The sequence below is a fragment of the Actinomadura spongiicola genome (assembly GCF_003432485.1).
Lineage (GTDB): Bacteria > Actinomycetota > Actinomycetes > Streptosporangiales > Streptosporangiaceae > Spirillospora > Spirillospora spongiicola.
This window is the reverse complement of the sequence record NZ_QVNQ01000002.1, coordinates 461,022-483,337: the sequence shown is the minus strand read 5'-3', so window position 1 is coordinate 483,337 and position 22,316 is coordinate 461,022. Positions and strand designations below refer to the sequence as shown.

Below are 22,316 nucleotides of genomic sequence, written 5' to 3'. Positions count from 1 at the left end.
GCCCGTTCGCGGACATCGGAGGGCACGGATGCGGATCTCTTTCACGGCGCTGACCGGCGAAGGGCCGCGCGACGTCGTGATGGACGTCGACCCCGAGGCCACCGTGGACGGGGTCGCGCGATCGCTCGGCGCGCTTCTCCTCAACGAACAGGGCGAACCGGACGGACGGGGCGTGCGAGACGGGCCGGCACGGCGCGCCCTGTGGATCGACGGGCGGATGCTGGACCCGCAGGCCCTCGCCGTCAAGGAACTGCGGAACGGCGCGGTCGTCGCCGTGGAGCGGCGCGGCGCCGCCGCCACCGTCCTCACCGAGCCGACCGGGCTGGTCGAGGTCCGTGTCGTCGGCGGTCCCGCGGCCGGGTCGGTGCACCGCCTGGGCATCGGGGTCAGCACGATCGGGTCCGGGCGGGACGTGGACGTCGTGCTGGACGATCCGTCCGTGCCGCCCAGGTCGCTGCGACTCACGGTCGGGCGCGAGTCCGTGCAGGTCGAGGCGTCGGCGGAGGGCGCGGTCCTGGACGGACGGCCGCTGGCGGCGCGAACGACGTGGCCCGTCGCCGGGCTGCTGTCGGTGGGGTCCAGCGTCCTGTCACTCGCGCTGAGCACCGCCCCCGACGCGCACCTGGAACCCCTGCCGGACGGCGGTCTGGCCTTCAACCGGCCGCCGCGAACTGACACCGTCCACCATCCGCGAAGCCTGGAGATCCCGCGACCGCCCGAGCGGGGCCCGCTCGACCTGCTGCGACTGCTCGGACGCCGATCCCTGAAGGAGTACCGGCGCAGGTCCGCCGAGTTCGACGCGGAGGTGGAGCGGCTGCGCCGGGAGGACGAGGCGGAACGGCGCGCGCTGCACCCCGACCCGGCCGAGGTGCTGCTCACCGCGACCGGGCCCCGGCGGCGGCTGTGGGAGCGCCGCCGCGCCGACCCCGACGCGCTGCACCTGCGGGTCGGGCTCGCCGACCTGCCCGCCCACATAGAACTCCACGGGGTTACGACCGAGGTTCCGGTTCCGGAGGCGCGTCTCGTGCCGGTGACGTTACCGCTGCGCGACCTCGGCGTCGTCGGGCTGACCGGCCCGCGCCGCGCGTCCCGCGCGCTGGCCCGGTGGATGGTGGCGCAGGCCGCCGCGCTGCACGGCCCCGACGACCTGGCCGTCGTCGTCCTGTCCGACGACCCGGACGCCGGGGACGAGTGGAACTGGGTGCGGTGGCTGCCGCACTGCCGCCCGCGCGAGGGCGAGGACTGCGTCGCCCTCGTCGGCACCGACCCCGAGTCGGCCGCGCACCGCGTCACCGAACTGGCGATCCGGGTGACCGAACGCCGCCGCGCCGCCAAGGCGGAACCGGCCCCCTACGCCATCCTGATCGTGCTGGACGGTGCCCGCGCGCTGCGCCGCCTGCCGGGCATGCCGATGCTGCTGTCGCGGGGCGCCGAGTACGGGCTCTACGCGATCTGCGTGGACGACGCCGGACTTCCGCTTCCCGAGGAGTGCCGCGCCGTGGCCGCGTGGGAGCCGCGGCGCCCCTCGATGATCCGTGTCCACGGCGCGGGCCTCGACGTCGTCGCGCTCGCCGACCAGGTCTCCCCCACCTGGACCGACCGGGTGGCGCGTGCGCTGGCGCCCGTCCGGGAACAGTCGCCCGCGAACTCCGCGGGCCCCGCCGCCCCGGTGCGGCTGCTGGACCTGCTCGACATGCCGGAGCCCACCGCCGAGCACATCCTCCAGTCGTGGACGCGCGACGGAGGCCGCACGACCCGCGTCCCCGTCGGCGTCGCGTCCGGGCGACCGTACGAGATCGACCTGCGCGCGGCCGGACCGCACGCCCTCGTCGCCGGGGCGACCGGGGCGGGCGTGTCGGAGCTGCTGCGGACGCTCGTCGCGTCCCTCGCCACCGCCAACCGCCCCGACGAGCTGACGTTCGTCCTCATCGACCCGGGAGGCGGCGGCGCGTTCCGTGACTGCGCCCGCCTCCCCCACACGGTCGGCGTGGTCACCGACCTGGACGGGCACGCCGCCGAACGGGTGCTGGAGTCCCTCGCCGCCGAGCTGCGCCGCCGGGAGGAGGTCCTGCTCGACGCGGGCGTCAAGGACGTCGACGACTACGACGGCCTGCGCCCCGGGAGCTCCCGCCTGCCGCCCCTGCCGCGTCTCGTGCTGGTCGTCGCCGAGTTCGCGGCGCTGGTGGCCGAGGCTCCCGGGTTCGTGTCCGGCCTGGTGGACGTCGGGCGGCGCGGCGGACCTCTCGGCGTCCATCTGGTCCTCGCGACGCGGCGTCCGGGCGAGGCCGTGACCGACGACGTCCGCGCCGCCACGGATCTGCGGATCGCGTTGCGCGTCACCGGCGCGGACGAGTCCACCGACGTCCTCGGCTCGCCGGACGCCGCGCGGATCTCCGAGGCCACCCCCGGGCGCTGCTTCGTCCGGTCCGGGGCGTCGCCGCCGCGGCCGGTGCAGGCGGCGCGGATCGGGGGCCGCCGTCCCCGGGCCGGTGCGGGAGCAGGGTCCGCCGAACGCGCCCCCACCGTCGTCCCCCTCCCGTGGCGGCGGCTCGGCCACCCGGTGCCCGTCGTCCGGCAGGCCCCGCGGGAGGGGGACGGCGACGGCGCCGCGGCCACCGATCTCGGCGTGCTCGTCCAGGCGATCGGTGAGGCGGTCCGCCGCGCGGGCATCGCCCGGCAACCGTCCCCGTGGCTGAACCCGCTGCCGGAGCGGTTCACGCTCGCGCCGAAGACGGCCGCGGGCGGTTCCGTGGTGGACGTGCCGCCGATCCCGTTCGGCGTGACCGACCTGCCCACCGTCCAGTCCCGCGAGGACCTGGCCCTGGACCTCACGTCCGGCGGCCACCTGTACGTGGCCGGGTCCGCGCGGTCGGGCCGTTCGACCGCGTTGCGCACCATCGCCGGGTCTCTCGCCTCGGCCTGCTCCCCCTACGACGCGCACCTGTACGCGATCGACTGCGGCGCGAACGCGTTGCTGCCGCTGACCGCCCTTCCGCACTGCGGCGCGGTCGTCACCCGCGACCAGCCCGACCGCTGCGAACGTCTCCTCGGCGCGCTGACCGCCGAGGTCGAGCGGCGCGTCCGGGTGTTCGCCGAGGCGGGCTTCGCGTCGCTGGCCGAACAGCGCGCGGCGGTCGCCGCCACCGACCGTCTCCCCTGGATGGTGCTGCTGCTCGACGGCTGGGAGGGCTTCCTCGACGCGTCCGAGCGGGCCGACCACGGTCGTCTCGTCGACCAGGCGACGCGGCTGCTGCGCGAGGGCGCCGCGGTGGGCCTGCGCGCCGTCCTCACCGGCGACCGCTCCGGTCTCGGCGGGGAGCTGTCCACCGTCGTCGACCGGAACCTCATCCTCCACATGACCGACCCGGACGACTACGGCTACGGCGGTCTCCACGCCAGGCAGGTTCCCGCCGCGATGCCGCCCGGCCGGGCTTTGGAACCGGTCGCGCCGGGCGCGGCGCCGCGCGAGTCGCAGATCGGCCTGCTCGGCGCCGATCCGTCCGCGGCGGCGCAGGTCGCGGCGCTCCAGGAGATCGCGCGTGGCTGCGTGTCCCGCTACGGGCGGCTGCCGCCGCGGCGGCGTCCCCTGCGGGTGGACGAGCTGCCCGTCCGCGTCACCTACCGCGAGGCGATGTCGCTGGACCGGGAGTTCCTCGCCCCGTCCGCCCTGTGGGCGCTGGTCGGCGTCGGCGGCGACACCCTCGCCCCGGTCGGCGTCGACCTGCGCCACGACGGCCCGGGGTTCGCCGTCGCGGGCCCGCCGCGTTCCGGGCGCTCCACCACGCTCCGCACGATCGCCCACGCGTTGCTCGACCCGGCGGTCGGGGGCGGGCTCGTCCCGGTCGTGCTGGTCACGCCGCGCCGTTCGCCGCTGCGGCTGCTGTCCGGGCATCCGGGCGTCCTCGGTCTCCTGACGTCCGGGGCGGGCGCGGACGACCTCGTCGAGGCCATCGGCGACGAGCACCGGTACGCCGTCGTCGTGGACGACGCCGAGCTGCTCGACGGCACCGATCTGGACGGCGCGCTCCGCGACGTCCTGCGCGCCGCCCGCGACGGCGCCCACGCCGTCGTCATCGGCGGCGCCACCGACGGCCTGGGCGGGGACGGCCGCGGCTTCCTCGCCGAGACGCGCCGTTCCCGCTCCGGCGTGCTGCTGTCGGTCGAGTCGCCGGACGACGGGGAGCTGTTCGGCCTGCGCCTGCCCCGGAGCGTCCCGCGGGGCGGCCCCACCGGTCGCGGACTGTTCGTCGCGGCGGGAGTCCCCACGCGGATCCAGGTGGCGTTGCCGCCTCCGGCCGGCGCCGACTGATCGACGCGCCCGGTCGTCCGGATGCGGGTCCCGGCCTCGGGGGGATGGGCCGGGACCCGCGGCTCATGGGGAGACTTTGTTCGAACGGCAACCCCGTGGTCGGGCCTTCGCCGCCGTTCCGTGGAACGTTTCCATACGCGGCCCGAAGAATGGCGACAGCTTACGCCCCGACGATCACCTTGATCCAGTGCCGGAAGGCGGATCGTCCTCGGTTCCGACCACATTCCGCCCATCACGACGTGTCCGGATGTGGCCACATCGGCCTGTCCGGCACGCGTTGTGACGATGTTAGTTACTCCTCGTCAAGACTTTTTCAGAAAATTCTTCATGTTTCTGTGCCGAACGGACCCGGGCGCCCCGGGCCCGCGGACGCGCGTCCCGGCGGGCGGGTCCGCGGCCCGACGGCCGCGACCTCATGGGGAGGGGCTTACGAAAGCCTGAAACGGCGATTATCTAGACTGCGTCAGGTCGTAGGGGAGGAGACCCACGTGCGCAAGGTCCTCATCGCCAACCGCGGCGAGATCGCGGTCCGGATCGCCCGCGCCTGCCGCGACGCCGGCCTGGCCAGCGTGGCCGTGTACGCGGAACCCGATCTGGACGCGCTGCACGTGCGCGTGGCGGACGAGGCGTTCGCGCTCGGCGGCCGGACCGCCGCCGACAGCTACCTGGACATCGAGAAGCTGCTCAAGATCGCCTCCGGGGCGGGCGCGGACGCCGTCCATCCCGGCTACGGGTTCCTCGCCGAGAACGCCGACTTCGCGACGGCCGTGCAGAACGCCGGACTGACCTGGATCGGTCCGCCTCCCGCCGCGATCACCGCGCTGGGCGACAAGGTGCAGGCCCGGCACATCGCCCAGAAGGTCGGCGCGCCGCTCGTCGCCGGGACCACGGACCCGGTGTCCGGCGCCGACGAGGTCGTCGCGTTCGCCGAGGAGCACGGGCTGCCCATCGCGATCAAGGCCGCGTTCGGCGGCGGTGGCCGCGGCCTGAAGGTCGCCCGGACGCTCGACGAGGTCCCCGAGCTGTACGAGTCGGCGGTCCGCGAGGCCGTGGGCGCGTTCGGGCGCGGCGAGTGCTTCGTCGAGCGGTACCTCGACAGGCCGCGGCACGTGGAGACGCAGTGCCTCGCCGACCGGCATGGGAACGTGGTCGTGGTCTCCACGCGCGACTGTTCGCTGCAACGGCGGCACCAGAAGCTCGTCGAGGAGGCTCCGGCGCCGTACCTGTCGGACGAGCAGGTCGAACTGCTGTACAGCTCGTCCAAGGCCATCCTCAAGGAGGCCGGATACGTCGGCGCGGGCACGTGCGAGTTCCTCGTCGGCCAGGACGGGACGATCTCGTTCCTGGAGGTCAACACCCGCCTCCAGGTCGAGCACCCCGTCACCGAGGAGGTCGCCGGGGTCGACCTCGTCCGCGAGATGTTCCGCATCGCGAGCGGCGAGGAACTCGGCTACGGCGACCCCGAGCCGCGCGGCCACTCGATCGAGTTCCGGCTGAACGCCGAGGACGCCGGGCGCGGGTTCCTCCCGGCCGTCGGGACGCTGACCGCCTGGGAGCCGCCGACCGGTCCCGGCGTCCGCCTCGACACCGGCTACGGGGCCGGGCAGACCGTCCCGCAGGCGTTCGACTCCCTGATCGCCAAGCTGATCGTGACGGGCGCGACCCGCCGCCAGGCCGTCGAGCGGTCGCGCCGGGCGCTCGCCGAGTTCGTCATCGAGGGGATGCCGACCGTCCTGCCGTTCCACCGCGCGGTGCTGGACGACCCGGCGTTCGTCCCGGCCGACGACACGACGCCGTTCTCCGTCCACACCAGGTGGATCGAGACCGAGTTCGACAACCGCATCCCTCCCCACGAGCCGCCCGTCGCGGCCGAGACCGAGGAAGGCGAGCGGGAGCGCGTCACCGTGGAGGTCGGCGGTCGCCGCATCGAGGTCGTCCTCCCGTCGGGCCTCGGCGCCCTGCCGGGCGGCGCCGCCCCGGGTAAGGCGCAGCCCGCGCGGCGGCGCGGCGGCGGCAAGGGCGGCGGCGCGCGGGCGTCCGGCGACTCCCTGGTCAGCCCCATGCAGGGCACCATCGTGAAGATCGTCGTCGAGGACGGCGCGGCGGTGCAGGCGGGCGACACCATCGTGGTCCTGGAGGCCATGAAGATGGAGCAGCCGCTCACCGCGCACAAGTCGGGGACGCTCACCGGCCTGTCCGCCGAGGTCGGCCAGACCGTCTCCGCCGGCGCCGCCATCTGCGAGATCAAGGACTGACCGGGCTCGCCGAGTACGTCCGTAACGGTAAAAATGCGTGGTCCCGGGCCGGTTGCCTGGGCGGACGGCGAGGCAGACTGGAGGCATGAGCACCGACAACCGGGCCATGCGGGCGGCACGCCGGGGCGCCGTCTCGACGATCGTCGCCGCCGTCGCCCTGCCGGCGTTCGCCTTCTCCGCCCCCGCACAGGCCGACACCGCACCGACCACCACAGGAAACGCGGCCATCGTCCGGGCCGCCGCGCCCAACGACACCGTGGGGCAGATCGCCAAGAGTCTGACCGACTCGCGGCTCCATGTGACGAGCGAGGCGGGGAACGTTCTCTCGCCCGCCGACCAGAACGAGATCAAGACGGCCCTCGGCGGGGACAGCGACGCCGACATTCGAGCCGTCGTCGTCAGCAACAGGGTCGACAGCGCCGAGGTCAGGCAACTGCTTCCGGCCATCGCCGACCGCGTCGGCAAGGGCGAGACGTTCGTGGCGATCACCGCGGACGGCAGCCGGATGGGCGGCATCTCCAAGAAGCTCGACGCCTCGGAGATCAACCAGCTCGTCACCCGCACCAACGGCGAGTCGCTGAAGAACCGGCTGATCCAGTTCGGTGATCTCGCGGAGCAGAAGGTCGACGACGAGTCCCGGTCGAACGCGATCGCCGGGTTCGTGATGCTGGGCGTGCTCGTCACGGTCGTCGCGCTGGTGACCGGCGGATTCCTCGTCGCCCGCGGGCGGCGCCGCGAGCGCGAGGCCCGGGAGATGGCCGACCTCAAGGCCGGTGTGCAGGAGGACGTGACACTCCTCGGCGAGGACATCGCCCGCCTCGACCTCAACGTCATGGACTCCGGGCTCGATCCGGACATCCGCGCCGACTACGAACGCGCGATGAACTCCTACGACGACGCCAAGCGAGCGACCGAACGCGCCGCCAGACCCCATGACATGCAGGCCGTCACGACCGCGCTGGAGGACGGCCGCTACTACATGACCGCGACGCGCGCCCGGCTGGCCGGTGAACCCGTGCCGGAACGCCGCGCGCCGTGCTTCTTCAACCCGCAGCACGGGCCGTCCGTCCAGGACGTATTGTGGGCGCCGCCCGGCGGCACGGAACGTTCCGTCCCGGCGTGCGCGGCCGACGCCCGCGCCGTCCAGCACGGGACCGACCCGGACGTCCGCATGGTCCCCTACGGCGGCGGGCGGCGGCCCTACTGGAACGCGGGCCCGGCGTACGCGCCCTACGCGGGCGGCTACTACGCCGGCTACGGCGGGCTCGACCTGCTCAGCGGCCTGATGATCGGCACCATGCTCGGCTCCATGATGAGCGGCGGCTGGGGCGGCTACGGCGGTGACGCCGCGGGCGGTCTCGGCGGCGACGGCGACATCGGCGGCGGCTGGGACTTCGGCGGGGGCGACTTCGGCGGCGGTTTCGGCGGCGGCGGCGACTTCGGCGGCTTCTGATCGTGCGGACGGACCGGGACCGTCACGTCGGTGAGGGACACCAGGACGGCGACCACTCCCAGGGGCCGCGTGACCCGGTTGACGCGCCGGACCGTCCCGGGATCGTCCCCGCCGTCCGCCAGCAGGGCGGGCAGGTCCGCCAGGTCCCGATCCGCGATCACATCGCGCAGCGCGGCCTCGACGGCCGCCTGCGCCGCCGCGTGCGGCGACCCCGTCCGGGCGTACCGGACGGGGTCGTCGACCCGCATCGTCGCGAGCGCCCGGCCCCGGACGGGGACGGCGTCCCGCGTCGTGGCCCGGAACCAGACGTGAAGCGGCTGGAGGCGCACAGGGACGCGGACGCCGCTGTCGGCGAGCGGCAGCAGATACCGCACCCCGGGCCCGCGTATCTCCGGCGCCCGCCCGAACCGCCGGACGACCAGCCGCTCGGACGTCTCGACGACCCGCAGGCCCGACGCCACGACGGTGACCATTCCCAGCCCCATGACCACCAGGGCCGCAGCGACGACGTTCATCCGCCCCACCTCCGGTTCGGCCGCGCGTGCGATCCCCTTCCACAGTCGGCGACGGAACACGGTTCCACCATCGGGCCCGTCGCCCATATTGGCCGGGGCGCACCGTGCATTCGCGCCCGGGGAGTCACGCATGGACAACACGAGGTCTCATGCGGTGACGTGGACCCATGAGCAGGACACCCGCGTCGGCCCTGTACTGGCGCATCCTCGGCATCAACGGGCTGATCTTCGCGGTGGGCACGGCCGCGCTGGCCGTCGCGCCCGTCACCGTGTCCTCGTTCGTGCTGCTCCGCGAGCTTCCCGTGCTGGTCGTCGGGCTCGCGGTGATGATGGCGGCGAACGCGATCCTGCTGCGCGCCAGCCTCGCGCCCCTGGAGCGGCTCACGGCGCTGATGGCGCGGCTCGACTCGCTGCGGTCCGGTGACCGCCTTGAGGCGGGCCGCAACGGCGACCTGTTCCACCTGGTCGACGAGTTCAACGCGATGCTCGACCGGCTGGAGGCCGACCGCAGCATCAGCACCGCCGTCGTCCTGGACGCGCAGGAGGCCGAACGCCGCCGCATCGCGCAGGAACTGCACGACGAGATCGGGCAGAGCCTGACCGTCGTCCTGCTGGAGCTGAAGTCGGTGGTGAACCGGGCGCCGGACGAGGTGGCGGACGAGCTGCGCAACGTCCAGGAGACCGTCCGGTCGAGCCTGGACGAGGTCCGCCGGGTCGCCCGGCGGCTGCGTCCAGGCGTCCTCGACGATCTCGGGCTGACCAGCGCGCTCACCGCGCTCGCCGGGGACTTCTCCGGAACCGGCGGCCCGCGCGTGACCCGCCGCGTCCAGACCGGCCTCGCCGGGCTCGGCCCCGACGCCGAACTGGTGATCTACCGGATAGCGCAGGAGGGCCTGACGAACGTGTGGCGGCACTCCGGCGCACGGAACGCGGAACTGTCACTGACCCAGGATGACGACGGCCGTGTCGTCCTACGGGTCGTCGACGACGGCTCCGGCCCGCCAACCGAGGTCGGCGCCGGCATCCACGGCATGCGGGAACGCGCGATGCTCATCGGCGCGCAACTCACGATCGGCCCGGCGAACGGCGGCGGCACCAAGGTCGAACTCATCGTCCCCCCGCGCGGCGCTGTGTTCAGTTGCAGGCCCGGCCCACTCCGCTCGCCTGGCGGCTCGCTACGTGACCGTTCCTGAGGCGAACGCGACATCGCTTCGCGATCCGCCCGGCTCCGCTCGCCTCCGGCATCGCTCCACCGGGCGGGGCACGCGTTCGCGTGCGGGGCTGAGGTTACTTCGCAACAGGCTCTAGGGTTCGACGAGGCCGACGCGGATGGCGTACTTCGTCAGTTCCAGGCGGTCGCGCATGCCGAGCTTGCCGAGGATGTTCGCGCGGTGCCGGTCGACGGTCTTGACGCTGATGGTGAGCGTCTCCGCGATCCGTTTGGACGAGTACCCCTCCGCGATCAGTTTGATGATCTCCTCTTCGCGGGGGGTGAGGAGGGTGGCGGGGGCGTCGCCGTCCCGGTCCCGGGCGAGGTACTCGCGGATCAGCGCGGTGACGGCCGCCGGGTACAGGAACGGCTCGCCGCGCATCGCGGCGCGGATGGCGCTGAGCAGGTCACGGTCGGCGACGGACTTGAGCACGTACCCGGACGCGCCCGCCTTCAGCGCCTCGAACAGGTACTGCTCGTTGTCGTACATCGACAGCATCAACGTCCGGACGTTGGGAAACCGGCGGGAGATCTCCCGGGCGGCCTGGAGGCCCGTCATGCGCGGCATGGCGATGTCCAGGATCGCGAGGTCGACGCCGTCGCCGCACGCCTCGATCGCCTCCGCCCCGTCGGCGGCCTCGGCGACCACGGTCAGGTCGGGTTCGGCGTCCAGGATCAGCCGCAGCCCGCGGCGCACCAGCGCGTGGTCGTCGGCCAGCAGAATCCGGGTGGCGGACCCGCGAGTGTGCACCCGATCACCTCCGGTCTCGTCCTCATCCTAGGCTCGGCATCGCGCGGGACCTCCCCGCCGACTGCGAATACATGATTCCTCCAGGCCGATATGGGGTCCGGACCCGATATCGGCTCGGCCCGCCGCCGCAAAGACTGGACAGCGTACGCGGAAAGGGGCGGACGTATGGCACCACGATCTGGCGGAGCACACCGTCCCCTGCCCACGGCGCGGCGGCGCCCGTCCTGCGACGGGCCCTTCCCGGGCGCCAGGAGGAGGGATCTATCAGCGCGAGGAACGAGGCTCTCCGGGAGCCGGAAGGACACCACCAGCATGCAAGCGCGGGACATCGCCGTACAGGTGCCGACCGTGGCGTTGGGCGACTCGATCGCCCACGCGATCCAGGTCATGGCGCTGGGCCGCCTGCCCGGCCTCATCGTGATCGACGGGGAGCAACGGCCCCGCACGGTCCTGCCGGGCACGCAGGTGCTGCGGCTGGCGGTGCCACCGGCCTACCAGGACGACCCGGCGCTGACCAGGGCCGTGGACGAGGCGCACGCCGACGTCTTCTGGCACGAGCTGCGCGACCGGACGGTCGGCGACTGTCTCGGCGCGCACCCTCCCCGTCCCACGGTCGTCAAGGCGTCCGCGACGCTGCTGGAGCTCGCCACCCTGATGGCGCGGCAGCGCAGCCCCCTCGTCGCCGTGGTCGACGACACCGGGCTCCTGGCGGGCGCGATCACGCTGGACCGGCTCCTGTCGGCACTCGCGCTGGCCAGGCCGGACGAGGGCTGACCGACCATCCGCCTCTCGGCACCGCGCACCCAGGGGGTGCGCGGTGAGCGCTGTCGTGGCGCTCGCGATCTTCGTCGTCGCGTTCTTCTTCATCGCGACGGAGCGGGTCGACAAGGTCAAGGTCGTGCTGGTCGCGGCCGGCCTGATGACGGTGCTCGGGCTGACCTCGGGCGCCGAGATCTTCTTCAGCGAGCACGAGGGCATCGACTGGAACGTCATCTTCCTGCTGCTCGGCATGATGGTCGTCGTCGGGGTCATCAAGGGCACCGGGCTGTTCGAATATCTGGCGATCTGGGCGGCCAAACGCTCGCGGGGCAGGCCGTACCGGCTGCTGGTGATGCTGATGGGCATCACCGCCGTCGCCTCGCCGTTCCTGGACAACGTCACCACGATCATGCTGGTGGCGCCGGTGACGGTGGTGGTCTGCAACCGGCTGCGCATCCCCGCCCAGCCGTACCTGATCGCCGAGGTGCTGGCGTCCAACATCGGCGGCGCCGCCACCCTGATCGGCGACCCCCCGAACATCATCATCGGCAGCCGCGCGGGCCTGACGTTCAACGACTTCCTCATGCACATGACGCCGATCGTCGTGCTCGTCTTCGTCACTTTCGTGGTGCTCTCGCGGTGGATCTTCCGCAAGTCGTTCAGCTACGACGAGCGGTACGTGGACGAGGTGATGGCGCTCGACGAACGCAAGGCCATCACCGACCCCCGGCTGCTGGTCCGATGCCTCGTCGTGCTCGGGCTGATCATCATCGGGTTCTCGTTGCACTCCGTGCTGCACGTGGAGCCGTCGATCGTGGCGCTCATCGGCGCGGGCGTCATGCTGCTGGTCACGAACGTCGAGGTCGGGGACGTCCTCAAAGAGGTCGAATGGGGCGTCCTGGTCTTCTTCATGGGACTGTTCGTGATGGTGGCGGGCCTCGGGCACACCGGCGTCATCGAGAACATCGGCACCTGGGCCGCGGACTCGATCGGCGACAACTACTTCGCCGCCGCGACCAGCCTGGTGTTCGGCTCCGCCGTCCTCGGCGCGTTCTTCGACAACATCCCGTACACGGCGACGATGGCGCCGATCGTGGAGGGGATGGCCGAAGGCGCCGACCCGCAGACCGCGGACGCGCTGTGGTGGTCGTTCGCCCTCGGCGCCGACTTCGGCGGGAACGGCACGGCGGTCGCCGCGAGCGCCAACGTCGTCGCCATCGGCATCGCCGCCCGGACCGGTCACCCGATCAGCTTCTGGCAGTTCACCCGCTACGGGATCGGCATCACGGTGTTGAGCACCCTGATGGCCTGGGTGTACGTGGCGCTCCGGTACTTCTCCTAGTAGGCGTGCTCGGCCATCAGGCGGCGGGACGCCTCGGTGATGCTGCCCGACAGCGACGGGTACACCGCGAACGTCTGGGCCACCTGGTTGACGGTGAGGTGCTGCTGGACCGCTATCGACACGCCCAGGATCAGTTCGCTCGCCCGGGGCGCCACGATGACGCCGCCCAGCACGATCCCGGTGGACGGACGGCAGAACAGCTTGACGAAGCCGTCCTCGAAGCCCTGCATCTTGGCGCGTGCGTTGGTGAAGAGCGGCAGCATGACCGTCCGGGCGTTGACGTCACCGGAGTCGACCATCTGCTGCGTCACACCGACCGACGCGACCTCCGGGTCGGTGAAGATGTTGGACGCGACCCAGCCGAGTTTCAACGGCTGCACCGCCTCGCCCAGCGCGTGCCACATGGCGATACGGCCCTGCATGCCCGCGACCGACGCCAGCATCAGCACGCCCGTGCAGTCACCTGACGCGTAGATGTGCGGGACGGACGTCCGCGACACCTTGTCGACCTCCACGAATCCGCGCGGATCGCAGCGGACGCCGACGTCCTCCAGGCCGATGCCGCGGGTGTTCGGGATCATCCCGACCGTCATCAGGCAGTGGGTGCCCTCGACCTTCGTCCCGTCCTCCAAGGTGACGATCACGCCGTTGCCGGACCGTTCGACGCTCGCCGCCCGGGACCGCGACATCACGTTCATCCCGCGCCGCAGGAACACCTCTTGGAGGACGGCCGCGGCGTCCGCGTCCTCCGTCGGCAGAATCCGGTCGCGCGACGACACCAGCGTCACCCGCGACCCGAGCGACAGATACGCCCCCGCCAGCTCGACGCCCGTCACACCGGACCCGACGACGATCAGTTCTTCGGGCAGCTCCGGCAGGTCGTACAGCTGGCGCCAGTTCAGGATGCGCTCGCCGTCCGGTTCCGCGCCGGGCAGCACCCGCGGTGTCGCGCCCGTCGCGAGCAGCACGATGTCGGCGCGGATACGGCGATCGCCGACCGCGACGACATGCGGCTCCACCAGCCGCGCCTCCCCGCGGACGATCTTGACCTCCTCGTAGGCGAGGCGTTCGGCCACATCGAACGACTGGGCCCGCGCGAGGTCCTTCACACGCTTGTTCACGGTCGCCAGGTCGGCCTCCAGCGCGCCGACGATCCCGTCCGGGCCGCCGTTGAAGCGCAGGCCGAGGCCCGCCGACTCCGACATGACCGCGATACGGGTCGAGGTGGCGATGAGCGTCTTGGAGGGCACGCAGTCGGTGAGCACGCAGGCGCCGCCCGGACCGTCCCGTTCCACGACGGTCACGTCGGCGCCGAGCTGCGCCGCGACGAGCGCGGCCTCGTATCCGCCCGGTCCTCCGCCGATGATCACGATTCGGGTCACGTCTTCCATTGTTTCCTACTCATCGCACTGAAAAGTCCCGCCCCCTCCCCTGAACGCCCGGGGCGCGCCATCCCGAGGGGACACCCCCCGCCACCCCCGCGTGGCGTAACGTTGGCAAGCGTGGCACTGTACGCGGCGTACGCCTCCAACATGGATCCCGAGCAGATGGCGAGCCGGGCTCCGCACTCGCCCATGCGCGGCACCGGCTGGCTGACCGGATGGCGGCTGACCTTCGGCGGGCAGGACAAGGGCTGGGAGGGCGCCCTCGCGACCGTCGTCGAGGACGAGTCCGAGCAGGTCTTCGTCGTGATCTACGACGTTCCGGCCTGGGACGAGAAGGAACTCGACGCCTGGGAGGGGGCCGCGCTCGACGTCCACCACAAGATCCGGGTGCGGGTGCAGACGCTGGACGGCGACGTGCTGTGCTGGACGTACGTCCTGGACGACTACGAGGGCGGGCTGCCGTCCGCGCGCTACCTCGGCATCCTCGCCGACGCGGCGGAGAAGGCGGGCGCCCCCGACGACTACGTCAAGGACCTGCGGACCCGCCCCTGCACGTCGCTCGGCGACTGACGCGGCGACGCACGCCGGTAATGTCGGCCCCGTGAGCATCGACGCTTTCGCGGTGGCGGCCGAGGCCGCGGACGAGTTGCGGGCCCGGACGTCCATCGATTCCTTCGACGTCGCACTGGTGATGGGTTCGGGTTGGGTTCCGGCCGCCGACGCGCTCGGTGAGTCCGCCGCCGACCTGTCGGTCACCGAGCTGCCGGGTTTCGCGCCGCCTGCCGTCGAGGGGCATGCGGGACGCATCCGGGTGGTGGAGGTGGCGGGGCGCCGCACCCTGGTGTTCCTCGGCCGCACGCACCTGTACGAGGGGCACGGTGTCGACGCGGTGGTGCATCCCGTCCGGACGGCACTGGCCGCCGGGGTCCGGACGGTCGTGCTGACGAACGCGGCGGGGGGCCTGAGGCCCGAGCATCAGCGGGTCGGTGACCCGGTGCTGATCGGCGACCATCTGAATCTGTCGGGCGCGAACCCGTTGACCGGTGCGACGTTCGTCGATCTGACCGAGGCGTATTCGAGGCGGTTGCGGACGCTCGCCAAGGAGGCGGACCCGACGTTGTCAGAGGGGGTGTACGCGGCGCTGCGCGGTCCGTCGTATGAGACGCCCGCCGAGATTCGGATGCTGCGCACGCTGGGCGCGGACCTGGTCGGCATGTCCACGGTGCTGGAGGCGATCGAGGCACGGCGGAGCGGCGCGGAGGTTCTGGGGATCTCCCTGGTCACCAATATCGCGGCCGGGTTGGCGGCCGAGCCCCTGGACCATGAGGAGGTCCTGGCGGCCGGACGCGCGTCCGCCGGTCGCATGGGCTCCCTGCTGGCGACCCTGGTACCGAAGCTGTGAGCGATCTTCGCCGGTCGGCCGAGGAGTGGCTCGCGCAGGATCCCGACCCGGGTACGCGCGCCGAACTGCGCGCGATCTTGGACGGTGGGGACGAGGCGGCCTTGGTCGCTCGGTTCGGGGCGCGGTTGGAGTTCGGGACGGCGGGGTTGCGGGGGGAGTTGGGCGCGGGTCCCAATCGGATGAACCGGGTGACGGTGATGCGCGCGGCGGCGGGTCTGGGGCGGTGTCTGCCCCCGGGCGGGCGGGTGATCGTCGGGTTCGACGCCCGGCACGGCTCACGGCGGTTCGCCGACGACACCGCCGCCGTCCTCAGCGGAGCGGGACTGCGACCGGAGGTGTTCGCCGATCCCGTCCCCACCCCGGTTCTGGCGCATTTCACGCGCGCATTCGATGACGTGGTGGCGGGAGTGATGGTCACCGCCAGCCACAACCCCCCACGCGACAACGGCTACAAGGTGTACTGGGCCGACGGCGCACAGATCATCCCGCCCACCGACGCCGACATCTCCGCCGCGATCGACGCCGTCGGCCCCGTGGACGCGCTGCCGCTCGGCGACTCCTGGCCCGTCCACGACGGCGCGGACCTCTACCTGGACGCGGTGGCGTCCCTGAACCTCGGCCCGTCCGATCCCGACCTGTCGGTGGTCTACACGCCCCTGCACGGGGTCGGTGGGGAGGTTCTCCTTTCGGCGTTCGAGCGTGCCGGGTTCGCCGCCCCGGCGGTCGTCGCCGAGCAGGCCGAGCCCGACCCCGACTTCCCGACCGTCGCCTTCCCCAATCCCGAAGAACCCGGCGCCCTCGACCGCGCGCTGGAACTGGCCACCGCCCGCGACGCCGACCTGGTGATCGCCAACGACCCCGACGCCGACCGCTGCGCCGTCGCCGTCCCCCACGACGGCGGATGGCGCGTACTCACCGGCGACGAGATCGGCGCGCTGCTGGCCGAGCACGTCCTGCGCCACACCACCGGCCCCGACCGGCTGGTCGCCACCACCATCGTGTCCTCCTCACTGCTGCGCTCGATCGCGACCGCGCACGGCGTCCGCTGCACCGAGACCCTCACCGGCTTCAAATGGATCATGAAAGCCGGAAAGCCGTCCGACCGGCTGGTGTTCGGGTACGAAGAAGCCCTCGGCTACAGCGTCGGCGACGACCGGGGTGTCCTGGTCAACGACAAGGACGGCATCACCGCCGCACTGGCGGTCGCCGCGCTGGCCGCCCAGGCTCGCCGCGACGGCCGCACCCTGCCGGACCTGCTCGACGACCAAGCCCGCCAACACGGCCTGCACACCACCACACAACTGTCCGTCCGGGTGGACGACCTCGCCCAGATCACCGCCGCGATGACCCGGCTACGCACCGATCCCCCGACCCGGCTCGGCGGACGCGCGGTCGATTCTTTCGACGACCTGGCCCACGGCATCGACGGCCTGCCCCCGACCGACGGCCTACGGTTCCGCCTGTCCGGACACGCACGCGTCGTCGTCCGTCCCTCCGGGACCGAACCGAAGCTCAAGTGCTATCTGGAGATCGCCGTGCCCGTCCACGGTGACATCACCACGGCCCGCGCACGCGCCGCCGCCGAACTGGACGCCCTTCGCTCGGACGTCGCCGCCGCCATCAGCGGACCGCCTCCACGATCGGGATGACGATCACCGCCACCAGCGGGACGACCAGCGACACCACCGCCGGAACCGACCACGTGACCGCCCCACGGGCGGACTTCTCCGCGTCCTTCTCCTTCGGGCGGCGCCGTTCGCGGATCTCGTTCAGCTGTTCCGCCGCGAAGCCCGCCGGTGTCCGGCCCCGCAGGTCGACGCCCGGTCCCCGGTTCTGTTCCTTGCGGGCGCGGGCCTCCGCCTTCGCCTGGGCGCGCGGCGACGTCTGATGCACCCAGGCCCGGGTCTCCAGCTCCGCGCCGTCCGGGCCCGTGAACCGCACCGTCAGCGCGTTCGTGCCCTCGATCCGGCGGACCGCGCTCCAGGGCGCCCGGGTCTCCCGCAGCGGGTTCCGGATCGTGACCGCCTCGTCGTCCCCGATGATCGCGGGCCGCAGCCCGACCGTGTACGCGATTCCGCAGCCGAGGAGCAGCACCATCCCCATGGTGAGGACCGTCAGCGAGTACGTGGGGTCACCGGTGATGCCGAACATCAGGTCGACGAGGTTGAGGACGGCGAACGTCAGCCACGCGAACGCCGCGACCCGCGCGCCCGTGGAACGAATGGTCATGGGCTCGATCATGCCAGGGGGCGGGTGCCGCTCCACTTGAGCTGCGCGAAACCGGGCTTGATCACGCCGTTGATCAGTTCGAGCCGGTCGGTGAACGGCGCGAACGCCGACTTCATCGCGTTCACGGTGAACCATTGGAGGTCGTCCCACCCGTAGCCGAACACCTCGACGAGTTTCGCGAACTCCTCCGACAGGCTCGTGCCGCTCATCAGCCGGTTGTCGGTGTTGACCGTGACGCGGAAGCTGAGCCGACGCAGCAGCCCGATCGGATGCTCCGCGATCGACTTCGCCGCGCCCGTCTGGACGTTGGACGTGGGGCACATCTCCAGCGGGATCCGCTTGTCCCGCACATAGTCGGCGAGGCGTCCGAGCCTGGCCCGGTCGCCGTCCACCTTGATGTCGTCGATGATCCGCACGCCGTGGCCGAGCCGGTCGGCCCCGCACCACTGGATCGCCTGCCAGATCGACGGGAGCCCGAACCCCTCCCCCGCGTGGATGGTGAAGTGCGCGTTCTCCCGCTGGAGGTACTCGAACGCGTCCAGATGCCGGGTCGGTGGATATCCGGCCTCGGCGCCCGCGATGTCGAACCCGACGACGCCCGCGTCCCGGTACCGGACGGCCAGTTCCGCGATCTCCATGCTGCGCGCCTGGTGCCGCATGGCGGTGACCAGCGTTCCGACCCTGATGCCGAACTCCCGGCCGCCCCGTTCGAAACCGTCGAGGACGGCCTCGACCACCTGTTCCAGCGACAGCCCGTCCCGGAGATGCTGCTCGGGCGCGTACCGAACCTCCGCGTAGACGATCCCGTCATTGGCGAGGTCCTCGGCGCACTCGTAGGCGACCCGCGTCAGCGCCTCGACGGACTGCATCACGCCGACGGTGTGCGAGAACGTCTCCAGGTACCGCTCCAGAGATCCCGAGTCGGCGGCGGCCTCGAACCATTCCCGCAGGTTGTCGGCGTCCGTGGTCGGCAGGTCCGGGTACCCGGACTCCCGCGCCAGATCCGCGACCGTTCCGGGCCGCACGCCGCCGTCCAGGTGGTCGTGCAGCAGCACCTTCGGCGCCCGCCGGATTTCCTCAAGAGTCGGCCGAACGTTCATGCGTCGAACCTACCCCGGCCTCGCGCGGGAGGCCCGCGCCATCGCCGGAACCGTCGGGATGGCGCGGGCCACGCGTCTCAGCGGCTGAGGCGTTGGAAACGGCGGACGGCGAGCGGCAGGAAGATCAGCGTGATGACGACCGGCCAGACGACCGCCATGAGCAGCGCGTGCTGCTCGATCCAGGTGTCGCCCGTCGCGACGGGGTTGCCGAACAGTTCGCGGGACGCCGTCACCGTCGAGGAGACCGGGTTCCACAGCGCGATCGCGCCGAGCCAGTCCGGCATCAGGGACGGCGCCGTGAACGCGCTGGAGATCATTCCGAAGGGGAACGCGACCGCGAACAGGCTCCCGGCCGCCTCCTCGTTGGGGACGAGGAGGCCGAGGACCACCCCGATCCAGATCAGCGCGAAGCGCAGCAGCAGCAGGAGCCCGAAGGCCGCGAGGGTGTCGAGCACGCCGCCGCTGGAGCGCCAGCCGATCGCCAGCGCCGTCAGGCCCAGCACCACCAGGTCGAGGGACGCGCCGATCAGGTCGCCGACGCCGCGTCCGGTGACGACGGCGGACGGCGCCATCGGCATCGACCGGAACCTGTCGGTGACGCCCCGCGCCTTGTCGTACACGACGATGTACGCGGTGTTCATGAAGCCGAACGCCATCGTCATGCCGAACATGCCGGGCATCAGGAACTCTTGGTAGTCGCCGCCGCCGGGAACCGACATCGCGCTGCCGAAGACGTAACCGAACAGCAGCACCGACACGATGGGAAAGCCGAGCTGCCAGGCGATGTTGCTCGGCTGTCGGACGTAGTGGGTCAGGCCCCGCAGGACGATCGTCCAGGAGTCCGCGACGGCCCAGTAGAGCCGGGTGCCGACGCCCTCGTCGTCGGCGATCTTGGCGTCGACGCTCACGCTTGCACCTTCTCCTTCGTCGCGGGCTCGTCGTCGTCGGCGCGGTGCCCGGTGAGACGCAGGAACACCTCGTCCAGCGTGGGGCGCCGCAGACCGATGTCCTCGACGGCGATGCCGTCGTCCTGGAGTGTGCGGGCGACCTCGGTCAGCGCGGCCACCCGTTCGGCGACCGGCGCGTGCACCCGTCCCGCCGTCTCGTCGATCTCCGGTTCGGCGGACGCGACGCGGGCGACGACCGCCGCGGCGGCGGACAGGTTCGCGGGGTCGCGCACCACGACCTCGATCCGGTCGCCGCCGATCAGCCGTTTCAGCGACTCGGGCGGGCCGTCGGCGATGACCCGGCCCCGGTCGATCACGGCGATGCGCCCGGCGAGCTGGTCGGCCTCGTCCAGGTACTGCGTCGTCAGCAGGACGGTCGTGCCCCGCGCGACCAGTGAACGGACCGCGTCCCAGACCTCGTTGCGACCGCGCGGGTCCAGGCCGGTGGTCGGCTCGTCGAGGAACAGCACGTCCGGCGCGAAGATCATGCTGGCGGCCAGGTCGAGGCGACGGCGCATACCGCCGCTGTAGGTCTTGATCCCCTTGTCGGCGGCCTCCAGCAGGTCGAACTGCTCCAGCAGTTCCTCGGCGCGCTCCGCCGCGCGCTTCTTGCCCAGGTGGAACAGGCGGCCGAACATGCGCAGGTTCTGCCGCCCGGTGAGGATCTCGTCCACGGCGGCGTGCTGCCCGGCGAGTCCGATGCGCCGCCGCACCTGCCGTGCCTGGGTGGCGACGTCCAGCCCGGCGACCTCGGCGCGGCCGCCGTCCAGCCGGACGAGCGTCGTCAGGATGCGGACGGCGGTGGTCTTCCCGGCGCCGTTCGGGCCGAGCAGTCCGTAGACCATGCCCTTCGGCACCTGTAGGTCGAACCCGTCGAGTGCCCGTTTCTCCCCGTAGTTCTTGCGGATCCCCTCGGCGAGGATCGCGTGCTCCGGCATGCCGCCTCCTATTTCGCGTATGCCCTACGCAAATTAGCGTACACTATACTCGAAGTGGGTGCGGGGCTTTTTCTCGGCGGCACGGTAGCGTTCTGTCAAGCGACCCGCCGGGAGTCCGGACACGGGTAGATCAGGACGGATGATGACGACGGAGCACGGCGACGACCGTGATCTCGGGCTCAGCCTGAGACTGCTGTGGACCGGCCGCACCCGGCCGCCCCGTGGCCGACCGCCCGCGCTCACCCTCGACCAGATCGTCGAGGCCGCCGTCGAGGTCGCCGACGAACTCGCCCTCACCGAGGGGATCGAAGCGCTGTCGATGCGCCGCGTCGCGAACCGGCTGGGCGTCGGCACGATGACGCTCTACCGCTACGTCCCGGCCAAGAGCGAACTGCTCGACCTCATGCTCGACCGGGTCATCGAGGCCCCCGATCCGACGTGTGACATCGACGACGAGACGGGCTGGCGCGAGATCCTCACCGAGGAGGCCCGCTGCTACTGGCGGCTCTGCGTGAACCATCCCTGGTATCCGTACGTCGACCAGAGCCGTCCGATCCTCGGCCCCAACGCCCTGCGCGGCCTGGACCGGGTCCTCGGCCTGCTACGCCGCACCGGCGCCCCCGACCGGACGCTGATGATGATGCTCGCCGTACAGCACGACTACACGAACGGCGTCGCCCGCAGCCACATCAACGAACTGCGAGCCGAGGCGCGGACGGGCGTCAGCAACGAGGAGTTCTGGGCGCAGCAGGCACCGACGCTGGAGACCGTCCTACGCAGCGGCGACTTCCCGACCATGCTCAGCATGGACGAGAAGACCTTCGACTTCACCTACGAACAGCTCTTCGAGTTCGGCCTGAACCGCCTTCACGACGGCTTCTCAAGCATCCTGGACGCCACGCCACGGTGAGTGCCGACGATTGCGGCAACAACTAACCAGATAGGTTCGGGACCATGGCTGTCATCCACAAAACCACCATGACGCCCGGCAAGCTGGAACTCCTCGCCGCATGGCTGCCCGCCCGCCCCTGGTACGCGGGCGCTCCGGACGGGCCCGAGCTGGGCAAGGCCGGGGGCTTCCGGCTCGACGACCCGGACGGCGAGGTCGGCATCGAGTTCATGGTGGTCACGGACACGTCCGGTGAACGCCCTGACGCCCACCACGTACCGGTCGCCTACCACGTACCGGTCACCTACCGGGGCGCGCCGCTTAACGGGGCCGAGGACGCGCTCATCGGCACGGCGGAGCACGGGGTGCTCGGACGACGCTGGGTGTACGACGGGACGCGCGACCCGGTTCTGCTGGCACAGTTGCTCGCCCTCCTCCAGGGCCGTGCCGAGCCGCAGCGGCAGAGCGTAAGCAACACCCCCGACCCGTCCGTGACCAGCCACTTCACCGGCGACGGCCACTCGACCACGGTCACGTTGAGTTCCGTGCAGGACAATCGGGACGGCACCGACGTCCTCCTGGAGACCCAGCCGCACGGACGGCTCACCCTCCAGGTGAAGCGCGTCCTCAGCAGCGACGAGCCGCCCAAGGCCAGGGGCCACGTCGAGGCCGCCTGGACCACGCCGGACGGCACCGAACACCGCGGGCCCTTCGTCGTCCTGCACGCGTAGTCGCGCATCTCGGTCGGAGGCTAGGCGACGCGCGGCGGGCGGGCGCAGCGGCGGTGCTGGGAACGAGACCGGGAATCTGGTGTGGGGTGTGGTGGCGACGG

17 protein-coding genes and 1 pseudogene are annotated in these 22,316 nt (G+C 72.0%); 11 read left to right on the top strand and 7 right to left on the bottom strand.

Features of this window, described 5'->3' with window-relative positions:
* Nucleotides 1–28: 28 nt before the first annotated feature.
* The 3 genes from D0T12_RS06925 to D0T12_RS35820 all read left to right on the top strand — a co-directional run bounded on the left by D0T12_RS06925 (nt 29) and on the right by D0T12_RS35820 (nt 8,017).
* The gene (locus D0T12_RS06925) at nt 29–4,309 is read left to right on the top strand and encodes an FtsK/SpoIIIE domain-containing protein (RefSeq protein WP_117398608.1); all 4,281 of its coding nucleotides are present in this window, start codon (nt 29–31) and stop codon (nt 4,307–4,309) included.
* Between the two features lie 488 nt (nt 4,310–4,797).
* On the top strand, nt 4,798–6,564 hold the full coding sequence (locus D0T12_RS06920; protein ID WP_117398607.1) for an acetyl/propionyl/methylcrotonyl-CoA carboxylase subunit alpha: 1,767 nt from the start codon (nt 4,798–4,800) through the stop codon (nt 6,562–6,564).
* An 85-nt stretch (nt 6,565–6,649) separates the two neighbouring features.
* A complete protein-coding gene (locus tag D0T12_RS35820; RefSeq protein ID WP_199487329.1) occupies nt 6,650–8,017 on the top strand; it encodes a hypothetical protein in 1,368 nt (455 codons plus the stop codon).
* Nucleotides 8,018–8,049: 32 nt separating this feature from the next.
* Here the strand turns inward: D0T12_RS35820 and D0T12_RS36395 are convergent.
* Nucleotides 8,050–8,490, bottom strand: a pseudogene (locus D0T12_RS36395) (SPFH domain-containing protein); the annotation flags it as partial.
* A 209-nt stretch (nt 8,491–8,699) separates the two neighbouring features.
* On the opposite strand from D0T12_RS36395, the gene D0T12_RS06910 reads away from it, so the two are divergent.
* Nucleotides 8,700–9,725, top strand: a complete 1,026-nt coding sequence (locus D0T12_RS06910; RefSeq protein WP_117398605.1) for a HAMP domain-containing sensor histidine kinase — start codon at nt 8,700–8,702, stop codon at nt 9,723–9,725.
* Between the two features lie 111 nt (nt 9,726–9,836).
* Here the strand turns inward: D0T12_RS06910 and D0T12_RS06905 are convergent, their stop codons facing one another.
* Nucleotides 9,837–10,493, bottom strand: coding sequence for a response regulator (locus D0T12_RS06905; RefSeq protein WP_117398604.1), 657 nt, complete (start codon nt 10,491–10,493; stop codon nt 9,837–9,839).
* 312 nt (nt 10,494–10,805) lie between these two features.
* Here D0T12_RS06905 and D0T12_RS06900 point away from each other — a divergent pair, with 312 nt between their 5' ends.
* Both D0T12_RS06900 and D0T12_RS06895 read left to right on the top strand, forming a co-directional pair.
* Nucleotides 10,806–11,267, top strand: a complete 462-nt coding sequence (locus tag D0T12_RS06900; RefSeq protein ID WP_117398602.1) for a CBS domain-containing protein — start codon at nt 10,806–10,808, stop codon at nt 11,265–11,267.
* A 43-nt stretch (nt 11,268–11,310) separates the two neighbouring features.
* On the top strand, nt 11,311–12,594 hold the full coding sequence (locus tag D0T12_RS06895; protein ID WP_117398601.1) for an ArsB/NhaD family transporter: 1,284 nt from the start codon (nt 11,311–11,313) through the stop codon (nt 12,592–12,594).
* Here the strand turns inward: D0T12_RS06895 and D0T12_RS06890 are convergent.
* Nucleotides 12,591–13,976 carry an NAD(P)H-quinone dehydrogenase gene (locus D0T12_RS06890; protein ID WP_117398962.1) on the bottom strand — a complete coding sequence of 462 codons (1,386 nt, stop codon included), beginning with the start codon at nt 13,974–13,976 and terminating at the stop codon, nt 12,591–12,593. The two genes, D0T12_RS06895 and D0T12_RS06890, sit on opposite strands and share 4 nt — an antisense overlap.
* 120 nt (nt 13,977–14,096) lie before the next feature.
* On the opposite strand from D0T12_RS06890, the gene D0T12_RS06885 reads away from it, so the two are divergent.
* From D0T12_RS06885 to D0T12_RS06875, 3 genes are read left to right on the top strand one after another with little or no spacing between them, the layout of a single operon-like run.
* Entirely contained in the window at nt 14,097–14,549 is a 453-nt protein-coding gene (locus D0T12_RS06885) for a gamma-glutamylcyclotransferase (protein WP_117398599.1), read from the top strand.
* Between the two features lie 31 nt (nt 14,550–14,580).
* Entirely contained in the window at nt 14,581–15,381 is an 801-nt protein-coding gene (locus tag D0T12_RS06880; RefSeq protein WP_117398597.1) for a purine-nucleoside phosphorylase, read from the top strand.
* Nucleotides 15,378–17,030 (top strand): phospho-sugar mutase, encoded by a 1,653-nt coding sequence (locus D0T12_RS06875; RefSeq protein ID WP_117398595.1) that lies wholly within the window; start codon nt 15,378–15,380, stop codon nt 17,028–17,030. Before D0T12_RS06880 ends, D0T12_RS06875 begins: the two co-directional genes overlap by 4 nt.
* Here the strand turns inward: D0T12_RS06875 and D0T12_RS06870 are convergent.
* The 4 genes from D0T12_RS06870 to D0T12_RS06855 all read right to left on the bottom strand — a co-directional run bounded on the left by D0T12_RS06870 (nt 17,002) and on the right by D0T12_RS06855 (nt 20,595).
* Entirely contained in the window at nt 17,002–17,610 is a 609-nt protein-coding gene (locus tag D0T12_RS06870; RefSeq protein ID WP_233525876.1) for a PH domain-containing protein, read from the bottom strand. The genes D0T12_RS06875 and D0T12_RS06870 overlap by 29 nt on opposite strands.
* Nucleotides 17,611–17,618: 8 nt before the next feature.
* Nucleotides 17,619–18,710: an adenosine deaminase gene (locus tag D0T12_RS06865; protein WP_117398591.1), complete on the bottom strand. Its 1,092-nt coding sequence runs from the start codon at nt 18,708–18,710 to the stop codon at nt 17,619–17,621.
* Nucleotides 18,711–18,787: 77 nt separating this feature from the next.
* Complete coding sequence (locus D0T12_RS06860; protein WP_199487328.1) at nt 18,788–19,618, bottom strand: ABC transporter permease; 831 nt, start codon at nt 19,616–19,618, stop codon at nt 18,788–18,790.
* A complete protein-coding gene (locus tag D0T12_RS06855; protein WP_117398589.1) occupies nt 19,615–20,595 on the bottom strand; it encodes an ATP-binding cassette domain-containing protein in 981 nt (326 codons plus the stop codon). The genes D0T12_RS06860 and D0T12_RS06855 overlap by 4 nt, the downstream gene beginning before the upstream one ends.
* 139 nt (nt 20,596–20,734) lie before the next feature.
* On the opposite strand from D0T12_RS06855, the gene D0T12_RS06850 reads away from it, so the two are divergent.
* Nucleotides 20,735–21,505 carry a TetR/AcrR family transcriptional regulator gene (locus D0T12_RS06850; RefSeq protein ID WP_199487327.1) on the top strand — a complete coding sequence of 257 codons (771 nt, stop codon included), beginning with the start codon at nt 20,735–20,737 and terminating at the stop codon, nt 21,503–21,505.
* A gap of 44 nt (nt 21,506–21,549) precedes the next feature.
* Nucleotides 21,550–22,215, top strand: a complete 666-nt coding sequence (locus tag D0T12_RS06845; protein ID WP_117398588.1) for a maltokinase N-terminal cap-like domain-containing protein — start codon at nt 21,550–21,552, stop codon at nt 22,213–22,215.
* Nucleotides 22,216–22,316: the final 101 nt, after the last annotated feature.